The 20,658-nt window shown below is 72.1% G+C and carries 18 protein-coding genes and 1 pseudogene; 10 read left to right on the forward strand and 9 right to left on the reverse strand.

The window, feature by feature from the left end:
* Window positions 1–74: 74 nt before the first annotated feature.
* Window positions 75–2,516 (forward strand): right-handed parallel beta-helix repeat-containing protein, encoded by a 2,442-nt coding sequence (locus ACWC09_RS01510; RefSeq protein ID WP_450847369.1) that lies wholly within the window; start codon window positions 75–77, stop codon window positions 2,514–2,516.
* On the opposite strand, the gene ACWC09_RS01515 is transcribed toward ACWC09_RS01510, so the two are convergent.
* Window positions 2,486–4,828: a hypothetical protein gene (locus ACWC09_RS01515; RefSeq protein ID WP_450847370.1), complete on the reverse strand. Its 2,343-nt coding sequence runs from the start codon at window positions 4,826–4,828 to the stop codon at window positions 2,486–2,488. The two genes, ACWC09_RS01510 and ACWC09_RS01515, sit on opposite strands and share 31 nt — an antisense overlap.
* A 290-nt stretch (window positions 4,829–5,118) precedes the next feature.
* On the opposite strand from ACWC09_RS01515, the gene ACWC09_RS01520 reads away from it, so the two are divergent.
* Both ACWC09_RS01520 and ACWC09_RS01525 read left to right on the forward strand, forming a co-directional pair.
* The gene (locus tag ACWC09_RS01520; RefSeq protein ID WP_450847372.1) at window positions 5,119–5,937 is read left to right on the forward strand and encodes a DeoR/GlpR family DNA-binding transcription regulator; all 819 of its coding nucleotides are present in this window, start codon (window positions 5,119–5,121) and stop codon (window positions 5,935–5,937) included.
* A 98-nt stretch (window positions 5,938–6,035) separates the two neighbouring features.
* Entirely contained in the window at window positions 6,036–6,518 is a 483-nt protein-coding gene (locus ACWC09_RS01525; RefSeq protein ID WP_450847373.1) for an SRPBCC family protein, read from the forward strand.
* A gap of 109 nt (window positions 6,519–6,627) precedes the next feature.
* Here the strand turns inward: ACWC09_RS01525 and ACWC09_RS01530 are convergent, their stop codons facing one another.
* Window positions 6,628–7,752 (reverse strand): PLP-dependent cysteine synthase family protein, encoded by a 1,125-nt coding sequence (locus ACWC09_RS01530; protein WP_450847375.1) that lies wholly within the window; start codon window positions 7,750–7,752, stop codon window positions 6,628–6,630.
* 327 nt (window positions 7,753–8,079) lie between these two features.
* On the opposite strand from ACWC09_RS01530, the gene ACWC09_RS01535 reads away from it, so the two are divergent.
* Together ACWC09_RS01535 and ACWC09_RS01540 are read left to right on the forward strand one after the other, a co-directional pair.
* Window positions 8,080–8,403, forward strand: coding sequence for a hypothetical protein (locus tag ACWC09_RS01535; RefSeq protein WP_356348449.1), 324 nt, complete (start codon window positions 8,080–8,082; stop codon window positions 8,401–8,403).
* Window positions 8,404–8,620: 217 nt separating this feature from the next.
* Entirely contained in the window at window positions 8,621–9,151 is a 531-nt protein-coding gene (locus ACWC09_RS01540; RefSeq protein WP_450847377.1) for an ATP-binding protein, read from the forward strand.
* Window positions 9,152–9,254: 103 nt separating this feature from the next.
* On the opposite strand, the gene ACWC09_RS01545 is transcribed toward ACWC09_RS01540, so the two are convergent.
* From ACWC09_RS01545 to ACWC09_RS01555, 3 genes are read right to left on the reverse strand one after another with little or no spacing between them, the layout of a single operon-like run.
* On the reverse strand, window positions 9,255–11,816 hold the full coding sequence (locus tag ACWC09_RS01545) for an ABC transporter permease (RefSeq protein ID WP_450847379.1): 2,562 nt from the start codon (window positions 11,814–11,816) through the stop codon (window positions 9,255–9,257).
* Complete coding sequence (locus ACWC09_RS01550) at window positions 11,813–12,562, reverse strand: ABC transporter ATP-binding protein (protein ID WP_450847381.1); 750 nt, start codon at window positions 12,560–12,562, stop codon at window positions 11,813–11,815. The genes ACWC09_RS01545 and ACWC09_RS01550 overlap by 4 nt, the downstream gene beginning before the upstream one ends.
* Entirely contained in the window at window positions 12,559–12,846 is a 288-nt protein-coding gene (locus tag ACWC09_RS01555) for an SHOCT domain-containing protein (protein WP_450847383.1), read from the reverse strand. Before ACWC09_RS01555 ends, ACWC09_RS01550 begins: the two co-directional genes overlap by 4 nt.
* 204 nt (window positions 12,847–13,050) lie before the next feature.
* Here ACWC09_RS01555 and ACWC09_RS01560 point away from each other — a divergent pair, with 204 nt between their 5' ends.
* From ACWC09_RS01560 to ACWC09_RS01575, 4 genes and pseudogenes are all read left to right on the forward strand, one after another.
* A complete protein-coding gene (locus tag ACWC09_RS01560) occupies window positions 13,051–13,608 on the forward strand; it encodes a TetR/AcrR family transcriptional regulator (protein WP_450847384.1) in 558 nt (185 codons plus the stop codon).
* A 12-nt stretch (window positions 13,609–13,620) separates the two neighbouring features.
* Window positions 13,621–13,910, forward strand: a pseudogene (locus ACWC09_RS01565) ((R)-mandelonitrile lyase).
* An 11-nt stretch (window positions 13,911–13,921) separates the two neighbouring features.
* A complete protein-coding gene (locus ACWC09_RS01570; RefSeq protein ID WP_450847386.1) occupies window positions 13,922–14,506 on the forward strand; it encodes a DUF4865 family protein in 585 nt (194 codons plus the stop codon).
* Window positions 14,503–15,411, forward strand: a complete 909-nt coding sequence (locus tag ACWC09_RS01575) for a phosphotriesterase family protein (RefSeq protein ID WP_450847388.1) — start codon at window positions 14,503–14,505, stop codon at window positions 15,409–15,411. The genes ACWC09_RS01570 and ACWC09_RS01575 overlap by 4 nt, the downstream gene beginning before the upstream one ends.
* Window positions 15,412–15,484: 73 nt before the next feature.
* On the opposite strand, the gene ACWC09_RS01580 is transcribed toward ACWC09_RS01575, so the two are convergent.
* Together ACWC09_RS01580 and ACWC09_RS01585 are read right to left on the reverse strand one after the other, a co-directional pair.
* Complete coding sequence (locus ACWC09_RS01580) at window positions 15,485–16,012, reverse strand: SMI1/KNR4 family protein (protein ID WP_450847390.1); 528 nt, start codon at window positions 16,010–16,012, stop codon at window positions 15,485–15,487.
* Window positions 16,013–16,046: 34 nt separating this feature from the next.
* Window positions 16,047–17,525: a ketol-acid reductoisomerase gene (locus ACWC09_RS01585; protein WP_450847392.1), complete on the reverse strand. Its 1,479-nt coding sequence runs from the start codon at window positions 17,523–17,525 to the stop codon at window positions 16,047–16,049.
* An 88-nt stretch (window positions 17,526–17,613) separates the two neighbouring features.
* Between ACWC09_RS01585 and ilvY the strand changes: the two genes are divergently transcribed.
* Entirely contained in the window at window positions 17,614–18,462 is an 849-nt protein-coding gene (gene ilvY, locus ACWC09_RS01590) for an HTH-type transcriptional activator IlvY (RefSeq protein ID WP_450847393.1), read from the forward strand.
* A gap of 18 nt (window positions 18,463–18,480) precedes the next feature.
* On the opposite strand, the gene ACWC09_RS01595 is transcribed toward ilvY, so the two are convergent.
* Together ACWC09_RS01595 and ACWC09_RS01600 are read right to left on the reverse strand one after the other, a co-directional pair.
* A complete protein-coding gene (locus tag ACWC09_RS01595; protein ID WP_450847395.1) occupies window positions 18,481–18,936 on the reverse strand; it encodes an RpiB/LacA/LacB family sugar-phosphate isomerase in 456 nt (151 codons plus the stop codon).
* A 475-nt stretch (window positions 18,937–19,411) separates the two neighbouring features.
* Entirely contained in the window at window positions 19,412–20,653 is a 1,242-nt protein-coding gene (locus ACWC09_RS01600) for an ROK family protein (protein WP_450847397.1), read from the reverse strand.
* Window positions 20,654–20,658: the final 5 nt, after the last annotated feature.

A 20,658-nucleotide genomic window follows, 5' to 3' on the forward strand; every position in this document is an offset into this window, starting at 1 on the left:
CGCTACGGTGGACCGACCGAGGTTCCTCGGCAAGCACAAACCCGCGTACTACGAGGTGGGGGCACAGCAACGCCATGGCACAGGGCACGGTCCAGGTGACGCACACCGGCACATCGCGCTGGCGGCGCCGCACAGGTGAGTACGCGTCGCTCGCCGCCGCCCTGGAGGCCGCGGCCGACGGTGACGTCCTCACCGTCGCACCCGGCACCTACCGGGAGAACCTCGTCGTGCAGCGGGCGGTGACCCTGCGGGGCCCGGAGGGCTCCCCCGGCTCGGTGCGGATCGCGCCCGTGGACGGGGTGCCGCTGACCGTGCGCGCTTCGGCGGTGGTCCAGGACCTGCATGTGGAGGGCCAGGACGCCGCGGCGCCCGCGCTGCTGGTGGAGGAGGGCACGCCGGAGCTCCTGGACGTGCGGATCGTGACGCGGTCCGCCGCGGGGATCGAGGTGCGCGGCGGTGCGCGTCCGACCGTGCGGCGCTGCACCGTCGACAATCCGGCGGGCATCGGCATCGCCGTACTCGACGGCGGGAGCGGGGTGTTCGAGGAGTGCGAGGTGGTCGCGGCCGGCCAGGCGGGTGTCGCGGTCCGCGGCGGCGCGCACCCGCGCCTGGAGCGCTGCCGCATCCACCACGCCTCGGGCTCGGGTCTGACGGCCACGGGTGAGAACTCCGCGCTGGAGGCGGTGGGTTGTGAGGTGTACGAGGTCCGCGGCAGCGGCGTCCAGGTCACCGGCCGCGCCACCGCCCACCTCACCGACTGCGATGTGCACCGCACCACGGCCGACGGCATCACACTCGACACGGACGCGGTGCTGACGCTCGCGGACTGCCGTATCCACGACATCCCGGAGAACGCGGTCGACCTGCGCTCGCGTTCGGTGCTGACGCTGACGCGGACGACGGTGCGTCAGTTCGGGCGCAACGGCCTGTCGGTGTGGGACCCGGGCACCCGCGTGGACGCCAACCAGTGCGAGATCTTCGACAGCACCGGCGACTACCCGGCGGTGTGGGTCAGCGACGGCGCCACCGCGGTGCTGGAGTCCTGCCGGGTGCACGACGTGCCGGACGCGCTGTTCGTCCTGGACCGCGGCTCGCGCGCGGACGTCGTCGACAGCGACCTCTCCCAGGTGCGCAACACGGCCGTGTCGGTGAGCGACGGCGCCACCGCCCAGCTCGACGACTGCCGCATCCGGGACGCCGCGACGGGCGCGTGGTTCCGCGACCACGGCAGCGGCGGCACCCTCAACAACTGCAGCGTGGACGGCACCCAGACCGGAGTGATCGTCACCAAGGGCGCCGATCCGACCATCGAGCGGTGCACGGTCGACTCGCCCGCCGAGGCCGGCTTCTACGTGTCCGCGGGCGGCCGGGGCAGCTTCCTGAACTGCCGGGTGACCGGCAGCGGCGGCTACGGCTTCCATGTGATCGACGGCTGCCGTACGACGCTGAAGAAGTGCCGTACGGAGCGGTGCGCACGGGGCGGATACGAGTTCGCCGAGGTCGGTCCGGACGCGGCGCCCGGCACCGGGCCCGTCGTGGAGGACTGCACCAGCGACGAGAGCGGCGGAGGTGTCCGCCCGCCCGCGGAGCGGGAGGCCGCCGTACAGACGGCGCACCAGTCGCCCGGCCTGCTGGGCGCCATTCCGGGGCAGCGCACCACCGAGCAGGAGCCGCTCGTCCCCGCCGCCGAGCCGGAGCAGCCGGCGCGGACCTCGACGGCCGTGCTCGGTGAACTCGACGCGCTGGTCGGCCTGGAGAGTGTCAAGCGCGAGGTGCGTGCGCTGACCGACATGATCGAGGTGGGCCGGCGCAGGCAGCAGGCCGGCCTGAAGGCGGCCTCGGTCAAGCGGCACCTGGTCTTCACGGGCTCCCCGGGCACCGGCAAGACGACGGTCGCCCGACTCTACGGCGAGATCCTCGCCTCTCTCGGTGTGCTGGAGAAGGGTCATCTCGTCGAGGTGTCCCGCGTCGATCTGGTCGGCGAGCACATCGGCTCGACCGCGATCCGCACCCAGGAGGCCTTCGACAAGGCGCGCGGCGGGGTGCTGTTCGTCGACGAGGCGTACGCGCTGTCGCCGGAGGACTCGGGCCGGGACTTCGGCAAGGAGGCCATCGACACGCTGGTCAAGCTGATGGAGGACCACCGGGACGCCGTGGTGGTGATCGTCGCGGGTTACACGGCCGAGATGGAACGGTTCCTTTCGGTCAACCCCGGTGTGGCGTCCCGCTTCTCACGGACCATCACCTTCAGCGACTACAACTCGGAGGAACTGCTGCGAATCGTCGAGCAGCAGGCCGAGGAGCACGAGTACAGCCTGGCGGACGGTACCGCGGAGGCGCTGCTGAAGTACTTCACGGCGCTCCCGAAGGGCCCGGCGTTCGGCAACGGCCGTACCGCCCGCCAGACCTTCGAGGCGATGGTCGAGCGGCACGCCGGCCGGGTCGCCCAGGTCGCCGAGCCGAGCACGGACGACCTGACGCTGCTCTACGCGGAGGACCTGCCCGACTCGCCCTGAGGGCGGGGTGCCGGGACCTCCGGGCGCAGCCGCGCGAGCAGCCGTTCCCGCTCCTCGGCGAAGGCCGGGTCGGCCTGGTAGTCGCCGTGGCCCAGGATCGGCGCGGGCAGCGGGTGCTGTGGGGTGCGGCCGTAGGCGAGGGGGTCCTTCAGCGGGCCCCGGTCCACCTCCGGGCCGCATTCGCCGGACAGCCGCACCGGGCCGCCGATGGGGTCGGTGAGCCGGTACAGGTTGCGCCAGCAGTCGACCTCGTGGTGCAGGGAGCTGAGCGCGGCCGGGCCGAAGTGGGCCGGGAACCAGCGGCCGTAGAGGCGCTCGAGCGGGGAGCCGTAGGTCAGCAGGGCGACCCGCTTGCGGACCGACGGCCGCAGCTGCCAGGCCGCCGCGGCGGCGAGGACGCTGCCCTGGGAGTGTCCCGAGATGACGAGGCGGCCGCCGGTGGCACGGGTCCAGGTGGCCATCCGCCAGGTCAGGTCGGGCACCGCGCGCTCGGCGTAGCAGGGCGGGGCGAAGGGGTGGGCGGCGCGCGGCCAGAAGGTGCCGACGTCCCACAGGATGCCGATGGTGCGCCGGGCGGAGGCGTCCTTGTAGGCGCGCCGGCCCCAGGTGACGAAGAGAAGGAAGCCCACGCCGATCAGCCAGGACCCCAGCGCCTGTGCGGTCTGCGCGGCGCCGTGCAGTAAGGCCTGGGCGTGCCGGGCGGCCGGTCCCGGGGCCTGTTCGGTGAACTTCGCGCCGACGACGGCACCCGCGCCCAGGAGCAGAGTCGTCACGGAGGTCACGGCGACGACGAGGGGCGCGCGGTCGGTCAGGGTGGCCAGCGCGCGCGTGGTGGCGATGGCGCGGGTACGGGCGATGTCCTTGGGCTCGCCGGGATGGCCGAGGTCCACCTCGCCCAGTTCGGCGCGGCGCAGTCGCCAGGCGCTACGGCCGAGCCCGGCGCACAGCACCAGCAGGACGAGGAGGAGTACCGGGATCACGGACGACTGCCAGGTCAGCAGGACGGGCGGACCGGCGATGGAGGTGCCGGTGCCGTCGAGCCAGTCGGAGACCCGCTGGGAGACGCCGCCGGACATCACGCCACCCAGCGCGCAGGCCAGCATCGCGACGGCCGGGCCGGACAGGCCCCGCATCGCCGCGCGTGGGTCGGGGTGGGTGCGGTACAGGACGCGGGCGACGACGGCGAGGGCGATCACGAGGGCGCCCTGGGCCAGGGCGATGCTGCCGAAGGTGGTGCCCCCGCCGAGCAGCCGGCCGTCCGACTGCCATCCGGGGCGCGCCCAGCCCGCGTACCCGGCGGCGAGCAGCAGCAGGATCAGGGCGGCCAGCGGCAGGCGTCGTACGAGATGCTCGTCGAGCTCCTGGTCCAGGCGGTTCTCGCTGCGTCCGCGGCGGCAGACCACCCACACCGCGACGGCGGCCGTGACGGCGAGCGAGGCGAAGAGGAGCCGGCCCAGGGTGTCGAGGAGGGCAGGGCCGCCGGGAGCCCGGTCGAAGCGGGCCGCTGCCGAGGTGAGGGCGGCGGCGACCGTCAGCAGGCCGGCCGCGGTGTGGGCGGCGCGCAGGCGGGCGACCAGTCGGCGGCCGTACCAGAAGCCGGGGCGGCCGAGCGAGGTGCGGCCGGTGTCCTCGTCGGGCTCGGGCCGGTGCGAGAGCGGCTGGGCGGACTCGTACGCGCTCCAGGTGCGTCGGGAGAGGTACCAGAGCAGCGTGGTCAGGGCGGTGGGGACGACGGCCGCGACGGCGAGGCGGCGGCCGGGGCGGCTCCACCAGCCGTCCCGCGAGACGTCGGGCGACAGGAAGCCCAGCCAGGAGTGACGCTCCGCGCACGCGCGCGTGCCCGCGCACTGCCAGGCCGCCAGGTCCAGGGCGACCTCGCAGGCCGCGGCGACCAGCAGCACGGTGAGGGTCAGGCCGGCGAGCCGCACCAGCAGCCCGTAGAAACGCACCGTGCGCTCATGGCCACGCGCGGTGGGGCGCATCCAGTGGGCGAGGTTGACGACCATGAACGGCAGCAGCAGGAGCCACAGCGCGCGGGCGCTGTTGCCGGAGGTGAGGTTGCACCAGACATACGCCTCCTGCACCGGGCGGCTGCGGTATTCCTGCGGTCTGTTCTCGGCGTCGACGTCGTCGGCGCGCCGGAAGACGGCCGCGGTGTCGTCGCCGGTGATCCGCACCGTGCGCGGATCATTGAGCATCTCCTGCGGCGTGGTGCCGCCCACCCCGTGGACCAGCAGTTCCAGGGCGATTCCGGATTCCTCGGTCCGCTGGTCGGGACCGTCGGTAGAGGCACGTTCCTGCGCGCGTTCCACTGTTCGCACTTCCCCCGTGACGAGCCGTCGGCTTGTGTCTGTGCGGCCTCCAGGATCTCCGCCCGCGCGGTGGTGTACACCTGTTCTCACGGAATCTCCCCGATACGTGTGACAAGCGGGGAGGGCATGGGGCACGGGTGGCATGACCGCGTCGTGACGGTCGGTGGCGCCACCGGCACAAAGCCGTGCGAGGATGGGACGTCCGCGCACCGGGGCCGGGAAGAATGTCCTTGTCGGAGAGGGTGCGCAGGGCGTGTCGGACTGCACGTGGCGAAAGGACCGGAGCGTACGTGAGTGAGAATCAGAACCTCCTCGCGGAGCAGCGGCGCGCCCTGATCCTGGACGAGGTACGGCGCCGGGGCGGGGTCCGCGTCAACGAGCTGACGCGCAAGCTCGGCGTGTCGGACATGACCGTGCGACGCGATCTGGACGCACTGGCCCGGCAGGGTGTGCTGGAAAAGGTGCACGGCGGTGCGGTGCCGGTGGTCGAGGCGAGCACGCACGAGCCCGGGTTCGAGGCCAAGTCGGGTCTGGAGCTCACGGCCAAGGAGGACATCGCGCGCTCGGCGGCCGACCTGGTCGCGCCGGGTACGGCGATCGCGCTGTCGGGCGGTACGACGACGTACGCGCTGGCGCACCATCTCCTCGATGTGCCGGACCTGACGGTCGTGACCAATTCGGTGCGGGTGGCCGATGTCTTCCACGCGGCGCAGCGCACCTCGGGTCCCCGGCAGGGTGCGGCCACGGTGGTGCTGACCGGTGGGGTGCGCACGCCGTCCGACTCGCTGGTGGGACCGGTGGCCGACCAGGCGATCGGGGCGCTCCACTTCGACGTGCTGTTCCTCGGAGTGCACGGGATATCGGTCGAGGCCGGCCTGTCCACGCCGAACCTCGCCGAGGCCGAGACCAACCGACGCCTGGTGCAGTCGGCGCGGCGGGTCGTGGTGGTCGCCGACCACACCAAGTGGGGTGTGGTGGGGCTGAGCTCGTTCGCGGCACTGGAGCAGGTCGACACGTTGGTGACGGATGCCGGGTTGCCGGGCGAGGCCCGTGAGGAGATCTCCGAGCATCTGCGGCGGCTGGTGGTGGCGGGCGGGGCAGAGGACTGATCCGCTCGGGCGGAGGCGGTGCTGACATCTGACGGGCCGCCAGCTATCGTGACGTTGCCCCGGTCAACCACCCTTCTCCGCCAAGGGGGTTCACGTCCATGGCCCACCGTCTGCGTCCCGTCGGGCTCGACTTCGTCGACACCGCTCCCGTACGTCTGGTCTTCGCCCAGGAGCTCTCCGCGTCGCCCGAGGCGGTCTTTCACGCCCTCAACGACGACGTGCCGGGCTGGGCGGAGTGGTTCGCGGCCGTGAAGCACGCACGGCCGATCGACGACGGAGCCGGACGCGACATCCGGCTCGTCGGCGGCGGGCGCTTCCGGGAGACCGTCATCGCGGCGAAGGAGGCGGAGGTCTACGCCTACCGGGTCGACGTCACCAACGCGCCGGGCGCCCGCGCGCTCGCCGAGGAGTGGCGGCTGGTCCCGGCCGGGACCGGCACGCGCGTGCAGTGGACCTTCGGCGCGGACGGGACGGCGCTGTTCCGGCTCGCGGTGAAGGCGGGGCGCGCGGGACTGGGGCGGGCCTTCAGGGACGCGGTGACCGAGTTGGACCGGCGGCTGGCGCGGCAGGGGCAGGCGTAGGGCCGACGTGGGCGTCAACGCGGCTTCATGAAGCCAGGCGCGGTCGGCCCGGTGGGACGAAGCCCGGCCGGATCAGCCCGGTGACATGCGGCCGGCCGACTCACGCCGCTCAGCCCGGCCAGACGCCCGTCTCCAGCAGCGTGTCGATCGCCGCCGCGTACGGCGCGATGTCCAGGCCCTGCTCGGCCAGCCACGCGTCCGAATAGTACTTGTCGAGATAACGGTCGCCCGGGTCGCACAGCAGCGTCACCACGCTCCCCCGCCGCCCCTCGGCCACCATCTCGGCGACGATCTTCAGCGCGCTCCACAGACCGGTGCCCGTCGAACCGCCCGCCTTGCGGCCGATGGCCCGCTCCAGGGCCCGTACGGCGGCGACGCTCGCCGCGTCGGGGACCTTCATCATGCGGTCGATCGCGCCGGGCACGAAGCTCGGTTCCATACGGGGACGCCCGATGCCCTCGATGCGGGAGCCGCAGTCGTAGGTGACGTCCGGATCGCCGGTGGTCCAGCCCTCGAAGAAACAGGAGTTGTCCGGATCGGCGACACAGATACGGGTGTCGCGCTGGGTGTAGTGGACGTAGCGGGCGAGGGTCGCGGAGGTGCCGCCGGTGCCGGCCGTCGCGACGATCCACGCGGGCTCCGGGAACCGCTCCAATTCCAGCTGACGGAAGATGGACTCGGCGATGTTGTTGTTCCCACGCCAGTCAGTGGCCCGTTCGGCGTAGGTGAACTGGTCCATGTAGTGGCCGCCGGTCTCCGCCGCGAGGCGGGCCGACTCCTCGTACATCTTCCGCGAGTCGTCCACGAAATGGCACTGCCCGCCGTGGAACTCGATGAGACGGCACTTCTCGGCGCTCGTCGTGCGCGGCATGACGGCGATGAACGGCACCCCGATCAGCTTCGCGAAGTACGCCTCGGAGACGGCCGTCGAGCCACTGGACGCCTCGATCACCGGGCGGCCCGGCCGAATCCAGCCGTTGCACAGACCGTAGAGGAAGAGCGAGCGGGCGAGCCGGTGCTTCAGGCTGCCGGTCGGGTGGGTCGACTCGTCCTTGAGGTACAGGTCGATGCCCCATTTCTCGGGCAGCGGGAAGCGGAGCAGGTGCGTGTCGGCCGAGCGGTTGGCGTCGGCCTGGACCTTGCGGACGGCTTCTTTCAGCCAGCCGCGATAGGCGGTGTCACTGTGATCGACGTCGAGGGTCTCGCCGGTCCGGGGCTGCTGGGTGGTACGCACGTCGATGCTCCTCAGTCTTCGCGCCGACGGCGTGTCGCGCTGCCGACGCACCGATCATAGACACCTTCCGCACACTCCTCACCTGCATAAACACCACTTTGAGCACCTCAAAGCACAGCCTGGGGCCGAAGTGCGGGCGAACATGGGGGCGCATTCGTGCGAGTGCTCCGGGCGCCCGGTGACAGCGCGCCGTGCGTACTGGTGCTCGACGTCGGCTGCGGGCAGACTGCACCGAACGGGGGCGCACACTGGATCATGACATGTGCCGACTCTGGATCCACGCAGGAGCGGGCCGGCGCACGGGACGCGTACGAGGGGGCGGGCGGCATGGCGGAGCCTGAGTTCAAGGCGACGGGCGTGCGGATCGGGAAACGACTGCGTTCACTCACCCGGGCCGGGCAGGTCCGCATCAGCGACGGCAGACTGCAACTGCTCACCAGCTACGGCAGCGAGATCGACAGCGCGCCGGTGCAGGCGGTGCGTGCCTCCAAGCCGTGGTTCGCGGCCGAGGACCGGGCGCTCGCGGACCTCAACGGCAAGCGGTACACGCTGACGTTGGGCGAGCACGACCCGGCGCCGGGCGAGCCGGGGCCACCCGCGGCACGGCGGTTCATCGAGGCCGTGCGGAGGGCGGCTGGGCGCGGGGGCTGATGAGCGCGACCGGATGACGCAGGGCTACTACCCGTTCACCGCGAGTTGCGGGATGCTGTCCCCTGCGCCACGCTGGTCTCACGTCACTCTGGGTTTACCGGCGACAACGCTGCGAACCAGCCCGCCGGGCACGACGGCAGCCGATCGAATTCTCACCGGTCCACTGCCGGATCCGAACTCCGTGTTCTTCCGGACCTCAAGTCGGGGAGTCGCAGCCGTGATCAGTCACCCAATCAGGCACTGCACGGTGGAGCTCCAAGCCCTGCCGTCGCGGATCGGCCAGGTCCGCAGAATCCTTTCAGCGCAGTTGCGCTACTGGCATCTGGATCCCCTGATAGACCGGGCCGCACTCGGCGTGACCGAGTTGCTCACCAACGTCCACCGGCATGCCCAGCCGGACAAACAGTGCACCGTGGAGATCGAGGTCCTGCTGGACCGGCTCACGGTCTCCGTGCACGACCACGACCCCCGCCTCCCCGAGGTGCGGGACGTGGAACCCTCCGCCACCAGCGGGCGCGGGCTCGCCATGGTGGCCGCGGTCAGCGAGAGCTGGGGGGTGCGGGCGGAGGGGGATTCGGGGAAGGTCGTGTGGTTCACCCTGCCGACCTCCGTGACATCGGTCGCGACGCCCGGCCGGACACCGCGTCACGCGGCCGAGAAACCGGTGCGTCGGTTCATCGACGCCGAGCACGTTGTCGACGTCCATCGGTCCGGACATGCTCCCGCCCGGTCGGCCGTCGCTGGTTGACCGGGCGGTGACGAGATGTTGTCGCGGGGTGGTCGGCTGTCGTCGCGGTGATGGACTGTGATGCCCTCACCCTTCGGGCGGGTCGATCGCCTCAGCGGGCGCCTCAGTCGGTGGCTATGGCGCGCAGGACGTCCAGGCGGGCCGCTCGGCGTGCCGGGCGCAGGCCCGCCAGGGCGCCTGCCGTGAGGCCCACCAGGGTCACGATGACGAGTTGCAGGGGCGGGAGCGCGAAGGCGAAGGTGCTCTCGCCGGCGCCGTCCGAGGCCTTGACCAGGACCCAGCCGAGGAAGGTGCCCAGGGCGAGGCCGCCGACCGTGCCGAAGGCGGCCACCAGGATCGACTCCCAGCGGACCATCGCCCGCAGTTGGGAGCGCGTCTGGCCGACGGCGCGCAACAGGCCCAGTTCACGGGTGCGTTCGTGGATCGCCAGGGAGAGGGTGTTGGCGATGCCGAGGAGGGCGATGAGCACCGCCAGCGCGAGGAGCGCGTAGACCAGCGTCAGCATCATGTCGATGCCTCCGGCGGATGACTGTGCGTATTCGGCTCGGGTCTGGACCGCTGGGTTGCCGTAGTGGGCCGCGACCTTCTTCACCGCCGACTTGCCCGCGGCCGTGCTCACACCGTCCTTGAAGGTGACGGCGACCAGGGTGTCGGAGTCCTGGGTGCGGTGGGGGGCCCAGGCCGCTCGGGTGATCACGTAGTCGCCGGCGAGTTCGGACCGGCCATAGACCGCACGGACCGTGAACGTCTGCTTCCTGCCGTCGGCGAAGGTGAGTTGGGCCGTGTCGTGGGTGGTGAGATGTTGTTTCGCGGCTTCCGACCTGGTGATGGCCATGCCGTCGCTGCCGAGGTCGCGGAGGGACCCTTGGACCTTGCCCAGGTCGAAGGTGCGGGCGAGGGCTGTGGGATCGGTGACCGTCAACGCCCTTCCCCTGCCGTTCACTTCGGCCACTCCACGGCCGAGGCCCACGGCCGTGTCGACCTCGGGGAGCTTCTGGACCGCACCTGCGAGGCGGGGGCTGAGGCCGCTGCCGCCCGCGCCGAAGGACGGGGTGCTGATGGCCACGTCGCCCGCGAAGGACCGGGAGACCGTCTGGTCCATGGTCGCCTTGAGGGAGGCCGCGAACACCGTGAACAGGGATACGACGGCAACGCCTATCATCAGGGCGCTCGCGGTGGCCGCAGTGCGCTTGGGGCTGCGGAGGGCGTTGCGACGGGCCAGAGAGCCGGTGACTCCGCGGAGTTTGTCGAGGGGGCCGCCGAGGATGCGTACGGCGGTGGACGAGGCGACCGGGCCGAGGACGACGAAGGCCGCCAGGGCGAGTACCGCGCCAAGTCCCGCCATCCACAGGGAAGGTGAGACCAGGACGCCGCCGAGCGTTGACGCCACGGCGAGGGCTGCCAGACCCATGCCGGTGACCGCGCGGGTGCGGGAGGCGCCGGAGGTGTCGACGGCGGTTTCACGCAGGGCGGCCAGGGGGGCGGTGCGCCCTGCGCGTACCGCGGGGAGGAGGGCGGAGCCCAGGCAGACCAGGATGCCGACGGCGAGCGGGAGGACCATGGAGAGGGTGCTCACGACCAAGTCGCCGTCGGGGAAGGGGAATCCGATCGCCGGGAAGAGTGCCTGAAGGCCGGCCGCCATACCGATGCCGCCTGCCAGGCCGGCCGCGGAGGCCGTGACGGCCACGGCCGTGGCCTCGGTGAGGGTGGTCGCGGTGACCTGGCGGCGGGAGGCGCCCAGAGCTCGCAACAGGGCGTTCTCACGGGTGCGTTGGGCGACGACGATCGCGAACGTGTTGTGGATGGAGAAGGTTGCGACGAGGAGGGCTATGCCGGAGAAGACAAGGAGGAAGGTGGTGAAGAGGGTCAGGAACTGGCTGGAGATCATGTCCGTGTTCTCCTGGGCCGACTTCTGACCGGTGATGGCCTCGACTCCCTTGGGGAGGGCGGGAGTCAGACGGTCCACGAGTTCCTTCTCGCTGATGCCGGGGCCTGCCCGTACCTTGATGCTCGCCGCCTCGCCGGGGCGGGCGGTGAGGTACTTCTCGGCGTCGGCGCGGGTCATGCCGGTGAAGGTCACCTGCGCCATGCCGTCCTCGCCGCCGAAGGTCGCGAGGCCGACGATCGTCACCCTGACGGGGTCGGGGGTACGGAGAGTGGTGGTGTCGCCGATCTTGAGATGGCCCTTATCGGCGGTGCCTCGGTTGATGACCACCTCGCCGGACTTCTCCGGGGCGCGGCCTTCGGCGAGTCGGTACGGATTGAGCTCGGGATCGGTGATCCAGTTGCCGGCGAGGGTGGGCGGTCCCTGGCCGCCGATGGCCTTGCCGTTCTTGCCGACGAGTTGACCGGCGCCCTCGATGTCGGGCTCGGCGGCCGCGACGCCCGGCACCTTGTCGAGGGTGCCGACCAGGGTCGTGGGCACCGGTTGACGTACGCCCTGGCTCTCGCCCGGTGTGGTGATCGTGTCGGTGCTGCGGACGACGGCGTCCGTGCCGCTCGTCGCGTTGCCGAACATCGTGGCGAAGCCGGCGCGCAGTGTGTCGCCCATGACGAGGGTGCCGGCCAGGAACGCGACGCCCAGGAAGACGGCGAGGAACGTCCCGGCGAAGCGGCGTTTGTGGGCGCGCAGCGCGGACACGCTCAGACGTACGGCGGCGGTCATGACGGCACCTCGAAGGCTTTCATGCGGTCCAGGACCTTGTCGGCGGTCGGGGATTCCATACGGTCGACCAGGCGCCCGTCGGCGAGGAAGACGACCTCGTCGGCGTGGGCGGCGGCCACCGGGTCATGGGTGACCATGACGACCGTGCGGGCGGTCCGGCGAACGGCACGGCCGAGGAGGCCGAGGACCTCCTCGCCGGCGCGGGAGTCGAGATTGCCGGTGGGTTCGTCGGCGAAGACCACGTCGGGCTGCCCCGCGAACGCCCTTGCCACGGCGACGCGTTGCTGCTGACCGCCGGAGAGTTCGGAGGGGCGGTGGTGGAGGCGGTCGCGCAGGCCCACGACGTCGATCAGTGCGTCGATCCAGCCTGTGTAGCCCCTGCCGCCCGCGAGGTCCAGGGGCAAGGTGATGTTCTCGGCGACGGTGAGCGTCGGGACCAGGTTGAAGGCCTGGAAGACGAAGCCGACGTGGTCGCGGCGCAGCAGGGTGAGGCGGCGGTCGTCGAGGCCGCCGAGGTCGGTGTCGCCGATGTGGGCGGCGCCGGAGGTGAGGGTGTCGAGGCCGGCCGCGCAGTGCATCAGGGTGGACTTGCCGGAGCCCGAGGGCCCCATGATCGCGGTGAAGCGGCCGGCCGGGAAGTCGACGCTCACCCCGTCCAGGGCCCTCACCTCGGTGTCGCCGCGGCCGTAGACCTTGACCGCGTCGACGACCCGGGCGGCCGTGCGGGTGGTGGTCGCGGTCGTCACGCCGCACCGCCCTTCGTGCGGCCGAACTGCTCGTCCAGGACCGACAGCCGGCGCCAGTACTCGTCCTCGTCGATCTCGCCGGAGGCGAAGCGGCGGCCGAGCACGGCGAGGGGCGAGTCGCCGGACGGGCGGGGGTCGTCCATGGCCCGCCACGGTCCGCGCCGGCCGCGCCAGGCGGTGCGGCGCAGAACGGTGACGACGCCGAGCACGACGGCCGCCCAGATCAGCGGGAAGAAGAGGATCCACGGGCCGGGGCCGCCGTGCCAGTCTGCGAGGGTCTGCATGTCGGTTCATCTCCCTGAGGTGGTCTGTCCGGGGTGGGGCTTGTTCCGATGACTCGAGACTGGCTCCGGGGAGGGGTCCGGGTCGTCGTACGGCCAGCGGCAGTACGTGTACCTCCCGGGGAGTACAAGAGCCGTTCTGTGCTGCTCCGCCCAGGGTTCCGAAACACCTCGACTTCTGTAACTACTAGTATGTACAGTTCGTGCATGAGCACTTCGGACCGACTGATCGAGTCCACCCGTGAGCTGCTGTGGGAGCGCGGGTACGTGGGCACCAGCCCCAAGGCGATCCTGGAGCGCGCGGGCGCCGGGCAGGGCAGCATGTACCACCACTTCAAGGGGAAGCCGGACCTCGCGCTGGCCGCGATCCGGCGGACGGCCGAGGAGTTGCGGGCCACCGCCGAGGGAGTACTCGGCGGGCCGGGGACGCCGTACGAGCGCATCGAGGCGTATCTGCTGCGTGAGCGCGATGTGCTGCGCGGCTGTCCGGTGGGGCGGTTGACGATGGATCCGGACGTGATCGCCAGTGACGAACTGCGTGCGCCGGTCGCCGAGACGCTGGACGCGATCTGCGAGCGGATCGCCGGGATCGTCGAGGAGGGCAAGGAGCTAGGCCAGTTCGCGTCCACGCTGGACGGCGAGGAGATCGCGGCGACCGTCCTCGCGACCGTGCAGGGCGGCTATGTGCTGGCGCGCGCCTCCGGCTCCCCCGCCGCCTTCGACGTCGGCGTCCGAGGACTGCTCTCCCTGCTCGCCCCGCGATAGGAGTACGCGCACGTGCACCTCACCAGGAAGCGTCCCGACACCCGGCAGGGGCCTACGGAGAACTTCACCGGTTCGGTGCGGCTGGACGAGACAGCCGCGCCCGCGGCCCCGTCCCGGCTGCGTGGGTTCAACGTCCACTTCGCACCCGGCGCGCACACCGCCTGGCACCGGCATCCGCACGGCCAGGTGCTGCACGTCCTGGAGGGCGGTTCATGACGCGTCTCGCGGTCGTGGAGGCCGCGGCGGACGGCACCACCACGGAGTGGGGCACACCCGTCGGTCCGGACACCCACCTCACCTGAGGAGTCATCAGATGCACGCCATGCAGTACGAGTTGACCCTCCCGGCCGACTACGACACGGGCGTCGTCCGCGCCCGCGTCGCTCGCATCGGTCATCTGCTGGACGACTGGGAGGGGCTGGGAATCAAGACGTATCTGCTGCGTGAGCGCGGGGTGAACGGCTCGCCGGTCAACCAGTACGCGCCGTTCTACCTGTGGAACACCGTGGAGGCCATGAACCGCTTCCTGTGGGGAGGCGCCTTCCAGGGGCTCAGCGACGACTTCGGGCGGCCGGCGGTGCGGCAGTGGACCGGTCTGGCGTACGAGGACGGTGACGCCGTCGGCTCCCCGGCGCGGGTGGCGGTGCGCAGGCGTCAACTCGTGCCGGAGGGAGTCGAGTTGGCCGACGTCATGGCGGAGGCCGCGGGTGAGGTCAGGCGGCTGGCCGGGGCGGACGGGGCCGTGCTCGCGGCGGCCGCGGTGGATTCGAGCCGTTGGGAGCTGGTCCACTTCTCGCTCTGGGAGCACACGGAGCCGAAGGCGGAGGGTGACGTGTTCGAGGTGCTGCACATGTCGGCGCCGGGGCGGGGTGCGCTGCCGCGGGGGCGGCAGTGGTGAGTTCGGTCCGTACGGTGCTGGGCGATGTGCGTCCGGAGGAGCTGGGGGTGTGCGACGCGCACGATCATCTCTTCCTCCGTAGCGCCCGGTTGCCCGGTCAGGAGCTGAACGACGGGGCGGCCGCGCGGGCGGAGCTGGCCGCGTTCCGTGCGGTGGGCGGCGGGAGTGTCGTGCAGTGGACGCCGTACGGCATGGGCCGGCGGGCCGCCGACCTGCCCGACCTGTCCCGGTCCTGTGGGGTGCATCTGGTCTGTGCGACGGGGCTGCACCAAGCGGCGCACTACGACGCGGAGTTGGTGGAGAGGCTGCGGGGCAGGCTCGCCGAGGTGTTCGTCTCGGAGCTGACGGAGAGCATCGGCACGTCCGGCGTCCGGGCCGGGCTCATCAAGGTGGCGGGCGGCTTCCACGCCCTGGACGCGCACGCCCGCTGGACCATGACCGCGGCGGCCGAGGCCCATCACGCAACGGGCGCGGCCATCGCCGTCCACCTGGAGATGGGCACCGGTGCGCTGGACGTGCTCGACCTGCTGTGCGGCCGGCTGGGAGTGGAGCCGCACCGGGTGATCCTCGGCCACCTCAACCGCTCCCCGGACCTGGTGGTCCAGCGCCAGGCCGCCCGATCCGGCGCCTACCTCGCCTTCGACGGCCCCTCACTCGCCCACCACGCCACCGACTGGCGCATGCCGGACGCCGTACGCGCGCTGGCCGAGGCCGGATTCGGGCATCGGCTGCTGCTGGGCGGGGACACGGTGGTCGCCGGGTCCCGGTCGGTCGACGGCGGGCCCGGCATGCCGTATCTGCTGCGCAAGATGCGGCCCCGACTGGCGCAGGAGCTGGGCGAGGACCTGATCGACCGCATCCTCACGGAGAACCCCGGCCGGGCGTTCGCCGTGGAGTGGCGCTGAGCGGGAGGGAGAGCCGTCGGTATGCCCTCTGTCGCGGGATCGTGTACGTCGAGTCCCGGTCCGTCCGACGCGCTCAGCGGCAGAGTGCGTCGATGTCGTCGGAGAAGGTCGGGAACTCGGCCTGTGCCTCGTCGATGATCTCTTCGGCGGGTCGGCGGGGGGTGGTGGCGTGGCGCTCGGCGAGTTCGGTGAGGGCCGGGTTCGGGTGGGCCTCGCGCTGCCCGAACTCCACGACCTCCAGCGGGCCCAGCCCGGCGGCCAGTACCCAGAGGAAGTCCGACAGGTTCGCCGCCACCACTCCGCGCTCGCCCTCCGAGCCCAGGAACACCACGGGCTGGTCGGCGAGCGGCCGCCCCGGCCGCACGCGCCAGAGGGCGACGAGACCGCCGGTGCCGTCCTGGCCGAAGACCCGGTAGGCGTCACCGTCGAGGTCGTGGTTGCCGGTCCAGTGGCGCAGCCAGTCGGTGGTCTCCTCGGCCGAGTCGAAGGCGTCGTACGGCTCGAAGTCGACGCCCTCGCCGTCGTCGTAGTCGAACTCCACCCGGGCCACGTCCGCCAGGGCGGGCGGAAAGCTGCGGTCGTCGTCTTTCGTCTCGATCATGCGCGCAGGCTATCCGCCGCCACTGACAACGGGCCTAGGCCACCGAGATGTCCACGGACGGGCGCAGTTTCGCGGCCGCCGACAGGGCCTCGTGCACGGGGTGCGTGTCGAAGGCCGTCAACAGGGCTTCGTCCGCGGGGCGTTCGGCGGCCGGGTAGGCGATCTGCTCGTACGCCGCCTGGAAGCGCGGGCCCCAGCGGCGGGCACCCAGGCGGGCCGTACGGGAGCAGTTGTCGACCATGTGGGCGACGTTGCGCGCGTGCATGTAGGGAAGCAGCGAGTCGACCGCTTCGATGACCGATTCGTTGACGATCTCCGACCAGGGGTGGCCGCGCTCGGTGAACTCGTCGATCTGGGCGGTCATGGTGGCGACGAACACGCCGGCCGTGAACGGGTCGACAGGCACGTCGTGTTCGCCGCGGCGCGCGTGCGCCCGGGCGCTCACCTCCCACATCGGCGAGCCCCCGATCCCGCTCATCGGGCGGCTGCCCAGGCGCCGTTCGGCGAGGATCACGCTGCGCAGTTCGGTGCCGTCGGCGACCTCGTCGTAGATCTCGGCGACGATTTCGCGGGCGGGCGCGTAGGTGGCCGTGTAGGCGCGGTCGAAGATCTCCCGACCGGCCGTGTCCAGGCTCTCCCGCACCGCGCGCAGGCCGGTGTGCGAGACGGTGCGGGCGATCGGGCCGGTGATGGTCTCGCAGGACCGCTCGTAGGCCGTCACCTCGTCGTCCCCGGCGAGGCGGAAGCGGGTGTACAGGCTCTCGACGATGCCGTGGACCGCGCCGAGCAGGATGGCGCGTTCGCCGACGATGTCGGAGAGGTACTCGCTGTCGAGGGTGGTGCGGAAGGTGTACGGCGACCCGAGCGCGACCGACCAGCCGAGCGCGAGGTCGGTCGCGCGGCCGTCGGGGTCGGCGTGGACGGCGTAACTGCTGTTGATCCCGGCGCCGTTGATCTCCTCGCCCTGCTGGTACAGGCGGCGCACGGAGTCGCCCATGCCCTTGGGACAGACGGCGATCACTCCGTGTCCGGGCGGGAACCCGCCGCCGGTCTCCCGGAGATGGCCGAGCAGGAAGCCGTGCGACAGGCCGATGACCGCGCCGGGCTTGAGGACGGCGAAGATCTCCTGGTGGTGGGCGGCGAGGGCGGCGTCCGCGATCAGCAGGATCAGCAGGTCGCTGTCGGCGGCGACGGCGAGCCAGTCGCCGAGCGTGCCGTCCTCCTCGGTGAAGCCGTGGGCCCGGGCGTCGGGCACCGACGTGGACCCGGGGCGGAGGCCGACGGTCACCCTGATGTCCGTGCCGGCCAGGGAGTCCCGCAGGTTGAGGGCCTGGGCGCGGCCCTGCGGGCCCCAGCCGAGCACGCCGATGCGGCGCACGCCGTCGAAGGCCTGCGGCAGCAGCGGGAAGAGGTGCCGACCACCGCGCAGGATGGTCTCCGTGCCGCCGGGCACGTCCATGGTCTCGAGGGAGAAGACACGGGAGGTATACGTGGTGCTCGTCGTCGAGGTCATGGTCGAGTTGTAGGCTCCGACAGAGCGTTGCGGCAAGCGCAACATATGCAGCGGTGTGTTGCGTGAAATGAAAGGTCCAGGTGAAAGGGTGCGCGACGATCATCGGGAGCTGCGGCTCTTTCTCCATCTGGCGCAGACCCTGAACTTCGGGCGGACGAGTCTCGACTGTCATGTCAGCCCGGCGACGCTCACGCGCACGGTGCAGCGGCTGGAGGCGGATCTCGGGCACCGCCTGTTCGAGCGCGGTCCGCGCGGGGTGTCGCTGACGGCGGAGGGACACCGGTACCGTGAATACGCCGTCCAGGCGCTGGAGTTGTGGCGCTCCTATCGGGAGGAGCATCCTGACCCCGCCCAACTGGCCGGCCGTCTGGCGCTGTTCGCGACGGTGACCGCCTGCCAGGCGCTGCTGCCCGACCTGTTGGCCCCCTTCCGTACCGCCCACCCTCAAGTCCGCCTCGACCTGCGCACCGGTGACGCGGCGGCCGCGCTGGCCCGGCTGGACGAGGGGGAGGTCGACGCGGCGGTGGCGGGCATCCCGGCGCGGCTGCCGGAGCCGCTGGTCAGCCGTACGGTGGCGGTGACCGAGCTGGTCCTGGTCACGGCACGGGAGCGCCCGGACCCCGGGCTCGACGGACCGTTCGTCCTCCCCCACCGGGGCCTGGTCCGCGAGGCCGCCGACCGCTGGTTCCGGGCCCGGGGTACGACACCCGAGGTGGTCTGCGAACCGGACGGCCACGAAGCGCTGTCGACTCTGGTCGCCCTGGGCTGTGGCACGGGCGTGGTTCCCCGCCTCGTACTGGAACACAGCGCGGTGCGGGACCGGCTGGCGGTGGTTCCCGCCGATCCGGCGCCGGAGCCCTTCACGATCGGGCTGTGTGTGCGGCGCGCGGATCTGCGGCGGCCCCTGATGGCGGCGTTGTGGAGCCTGTGCCGGTGAGTCGGGCAGGCCGGCGGGTCAGGTGGCGGTCCTGCCGAGGTCGAGGCCCTCGACGCGGGCCACGTTGCCCCGGTCCTCGGCGTCCTCGCTGGCCTCGGCGGCGAACCAGGCGTCGAGGATCTCCTTCAGCAGCGGCTCGGAGGTCAGACGGAGGCTGAGCGCCAGCACGTTGGCGTCGTTCCAGCGGCGGGCGCCGTCCGCCGTGTAGGAGTCCGTGCACAGGGCGGCCCGTACGCCCGGCACCTTGTTCGCGGCGATGGACGCGCCCGTGCCGGTCCAGCAGCACACGACCGCCTGGTCCGCCGATCCGGCGGCGACCTCGCGGGCCGCGGCCTCCGAGCAGACGGCCCACTGGGGGTCGTCGCCGGGGCGCAGGGCGCCGTGGGGTGCGACCTCGTGGCCGCGGGCGCGCAGCTCGGCGACGAGCGAGCGGGCCACGGGTTCGTCCATGTCGGAGGAGACGGAGATCCGCATGCGGCGAGCCTAACGCAGCGGCGCACAGGCTCTCCCGAACGAGATACCGATGGTTCGCGGTCCGCTGTCGGATCACCGGAAGGAAAACGTGCGGCGGCCTCGGCGGGTGTGACCCCCTGTCGGCGTCCGGGGACGTCGTGGACGGCTGCTGCGCCCTCTGCCGTCCCGCATCATGATCTCGGCGTAGGCACGGACCTCGGCCGCCGTGACGTCCGAGCGCCCGCGTTCGCCGTGCCGGCGCAGGAGGTCGCCGATCTCGCGGGGGAAGCGCAGCACGGTCACCGGGGCGTCGAAACGCCTTGTCAGGGTGACAACCGTGCGCGCGCCAGTGGGGTGACGTTCGTCGACTCGGCGACCGCGCTGCGGCCCGCGGCGAGTGTGACGAGCTGCGCACGACGAGCCCCACCGGCCCATGGATCAGGTGATGCAACGGCTCGGGTGGGTTCTTGGCCACGGGTCCCTCCGGCGGGCCTGCTCACCGGGTGAGCGCCCCCAAGGGATCGTCCAGTACCGGCTGCCAGGCCAGTTCCGCCGCTCCTACCAGGCTGTTGTGGTCGAGGGTGCAGGCCAGGATGGGCACTCCCCCGCTCTGGCCCCACAGACTGCGATCGGCGACGACGGCGCGCAGGCGCTCGGGGTCGGCGTCGAGGAGGGTGCGGTGCAGGCCGCCGAGGATGATGCGGTCGGGGTTGAGGATGTTGACCAGGCCCGCGAGGCCGAGGCCGAGGCGGTCGATCAGGGCCTCGGTGGCCGTGCGGATGGACGGGTCGTCGTAGTGGTTGCGGATCAGGTCGATGGCCTGCTGGAGGAGTGAGACCTCGGGGCCGGGGTCGCGTCCGGCGGCCGTGAGGAAGGCGAGCGGGTCGGCCTCGACGTCGAGGCAGCCGCGGCTGCCGCAGTGGCAGGGGCGGCCCTCGGGGTTGACGGTGAGGTGGCCGACTTCGAGGGCGAGTCCCGCACTGCCCGTGTGCAGGCGGCCGTCGAGGACCAGCGCGCCGCCGACTCCCCGGTGCCCGGTCGCCACGCACAGCAGATCCCGGGCACCGCGGCCCGCGCCATGCCGGTGCTCGGCGAGGGCGGCGAGATTGACGTCGTTGCCCGCGAAGGCGGGTCCGGTGATCCCGGCCGCGCGTACGCACTCCGCGAAGATACGGCGGACGGGCGCGCCGGCGGGCCAGGCCAGGTGCAGGGGGTTGAGGGCGAGGCCGTCGGGTTCGGCGACCGCGGACGGTACGGCGAGCCCGGCGCCGACGCAGCGCCGTCCCGTCGAGCGCAGCAGTTCGGCGCCCGCCTCGACGACCGAGCCGAGGACCTTGGCCGGGTCGGCGTCGACGGTCTCGCAACCGGGTGCGGTGGCGACGATCCGGCCGCCCAGGCCGACCAGCGCGGCCCGGAACCCGTCGGCGTGCACCTGCGCGGCCAGGACCACGGGGCCGTCGTCGGCGACCGCCAGCCGGTGCGAGGGTCTGCCCTGCGAACCGGCCGCCGCGCCCGGCCGGGCGTCGACCCGGATCAGCCCCAGTGCCTCCAGCTCGGCGGCGACCGCACCGGCCGTCGCCCGGGTGACCCCCAGCTCGGCGGTGAGCACGGCGCGGGTGGGCGCCCGTCCGGTGTGGACGAGCTCCAACGCGGGCCCGAGCGCGCCGCGCCCCCGGTCCAACCGCGTCCTCGAGGTGGTCCCTTCCCCCGCCGGCCGGGGGTCCGCGTTGCCGCTCATGAGGG

The organism is Streptomyces sp. NPDC001617 (genome assembly GCF_053596855.1).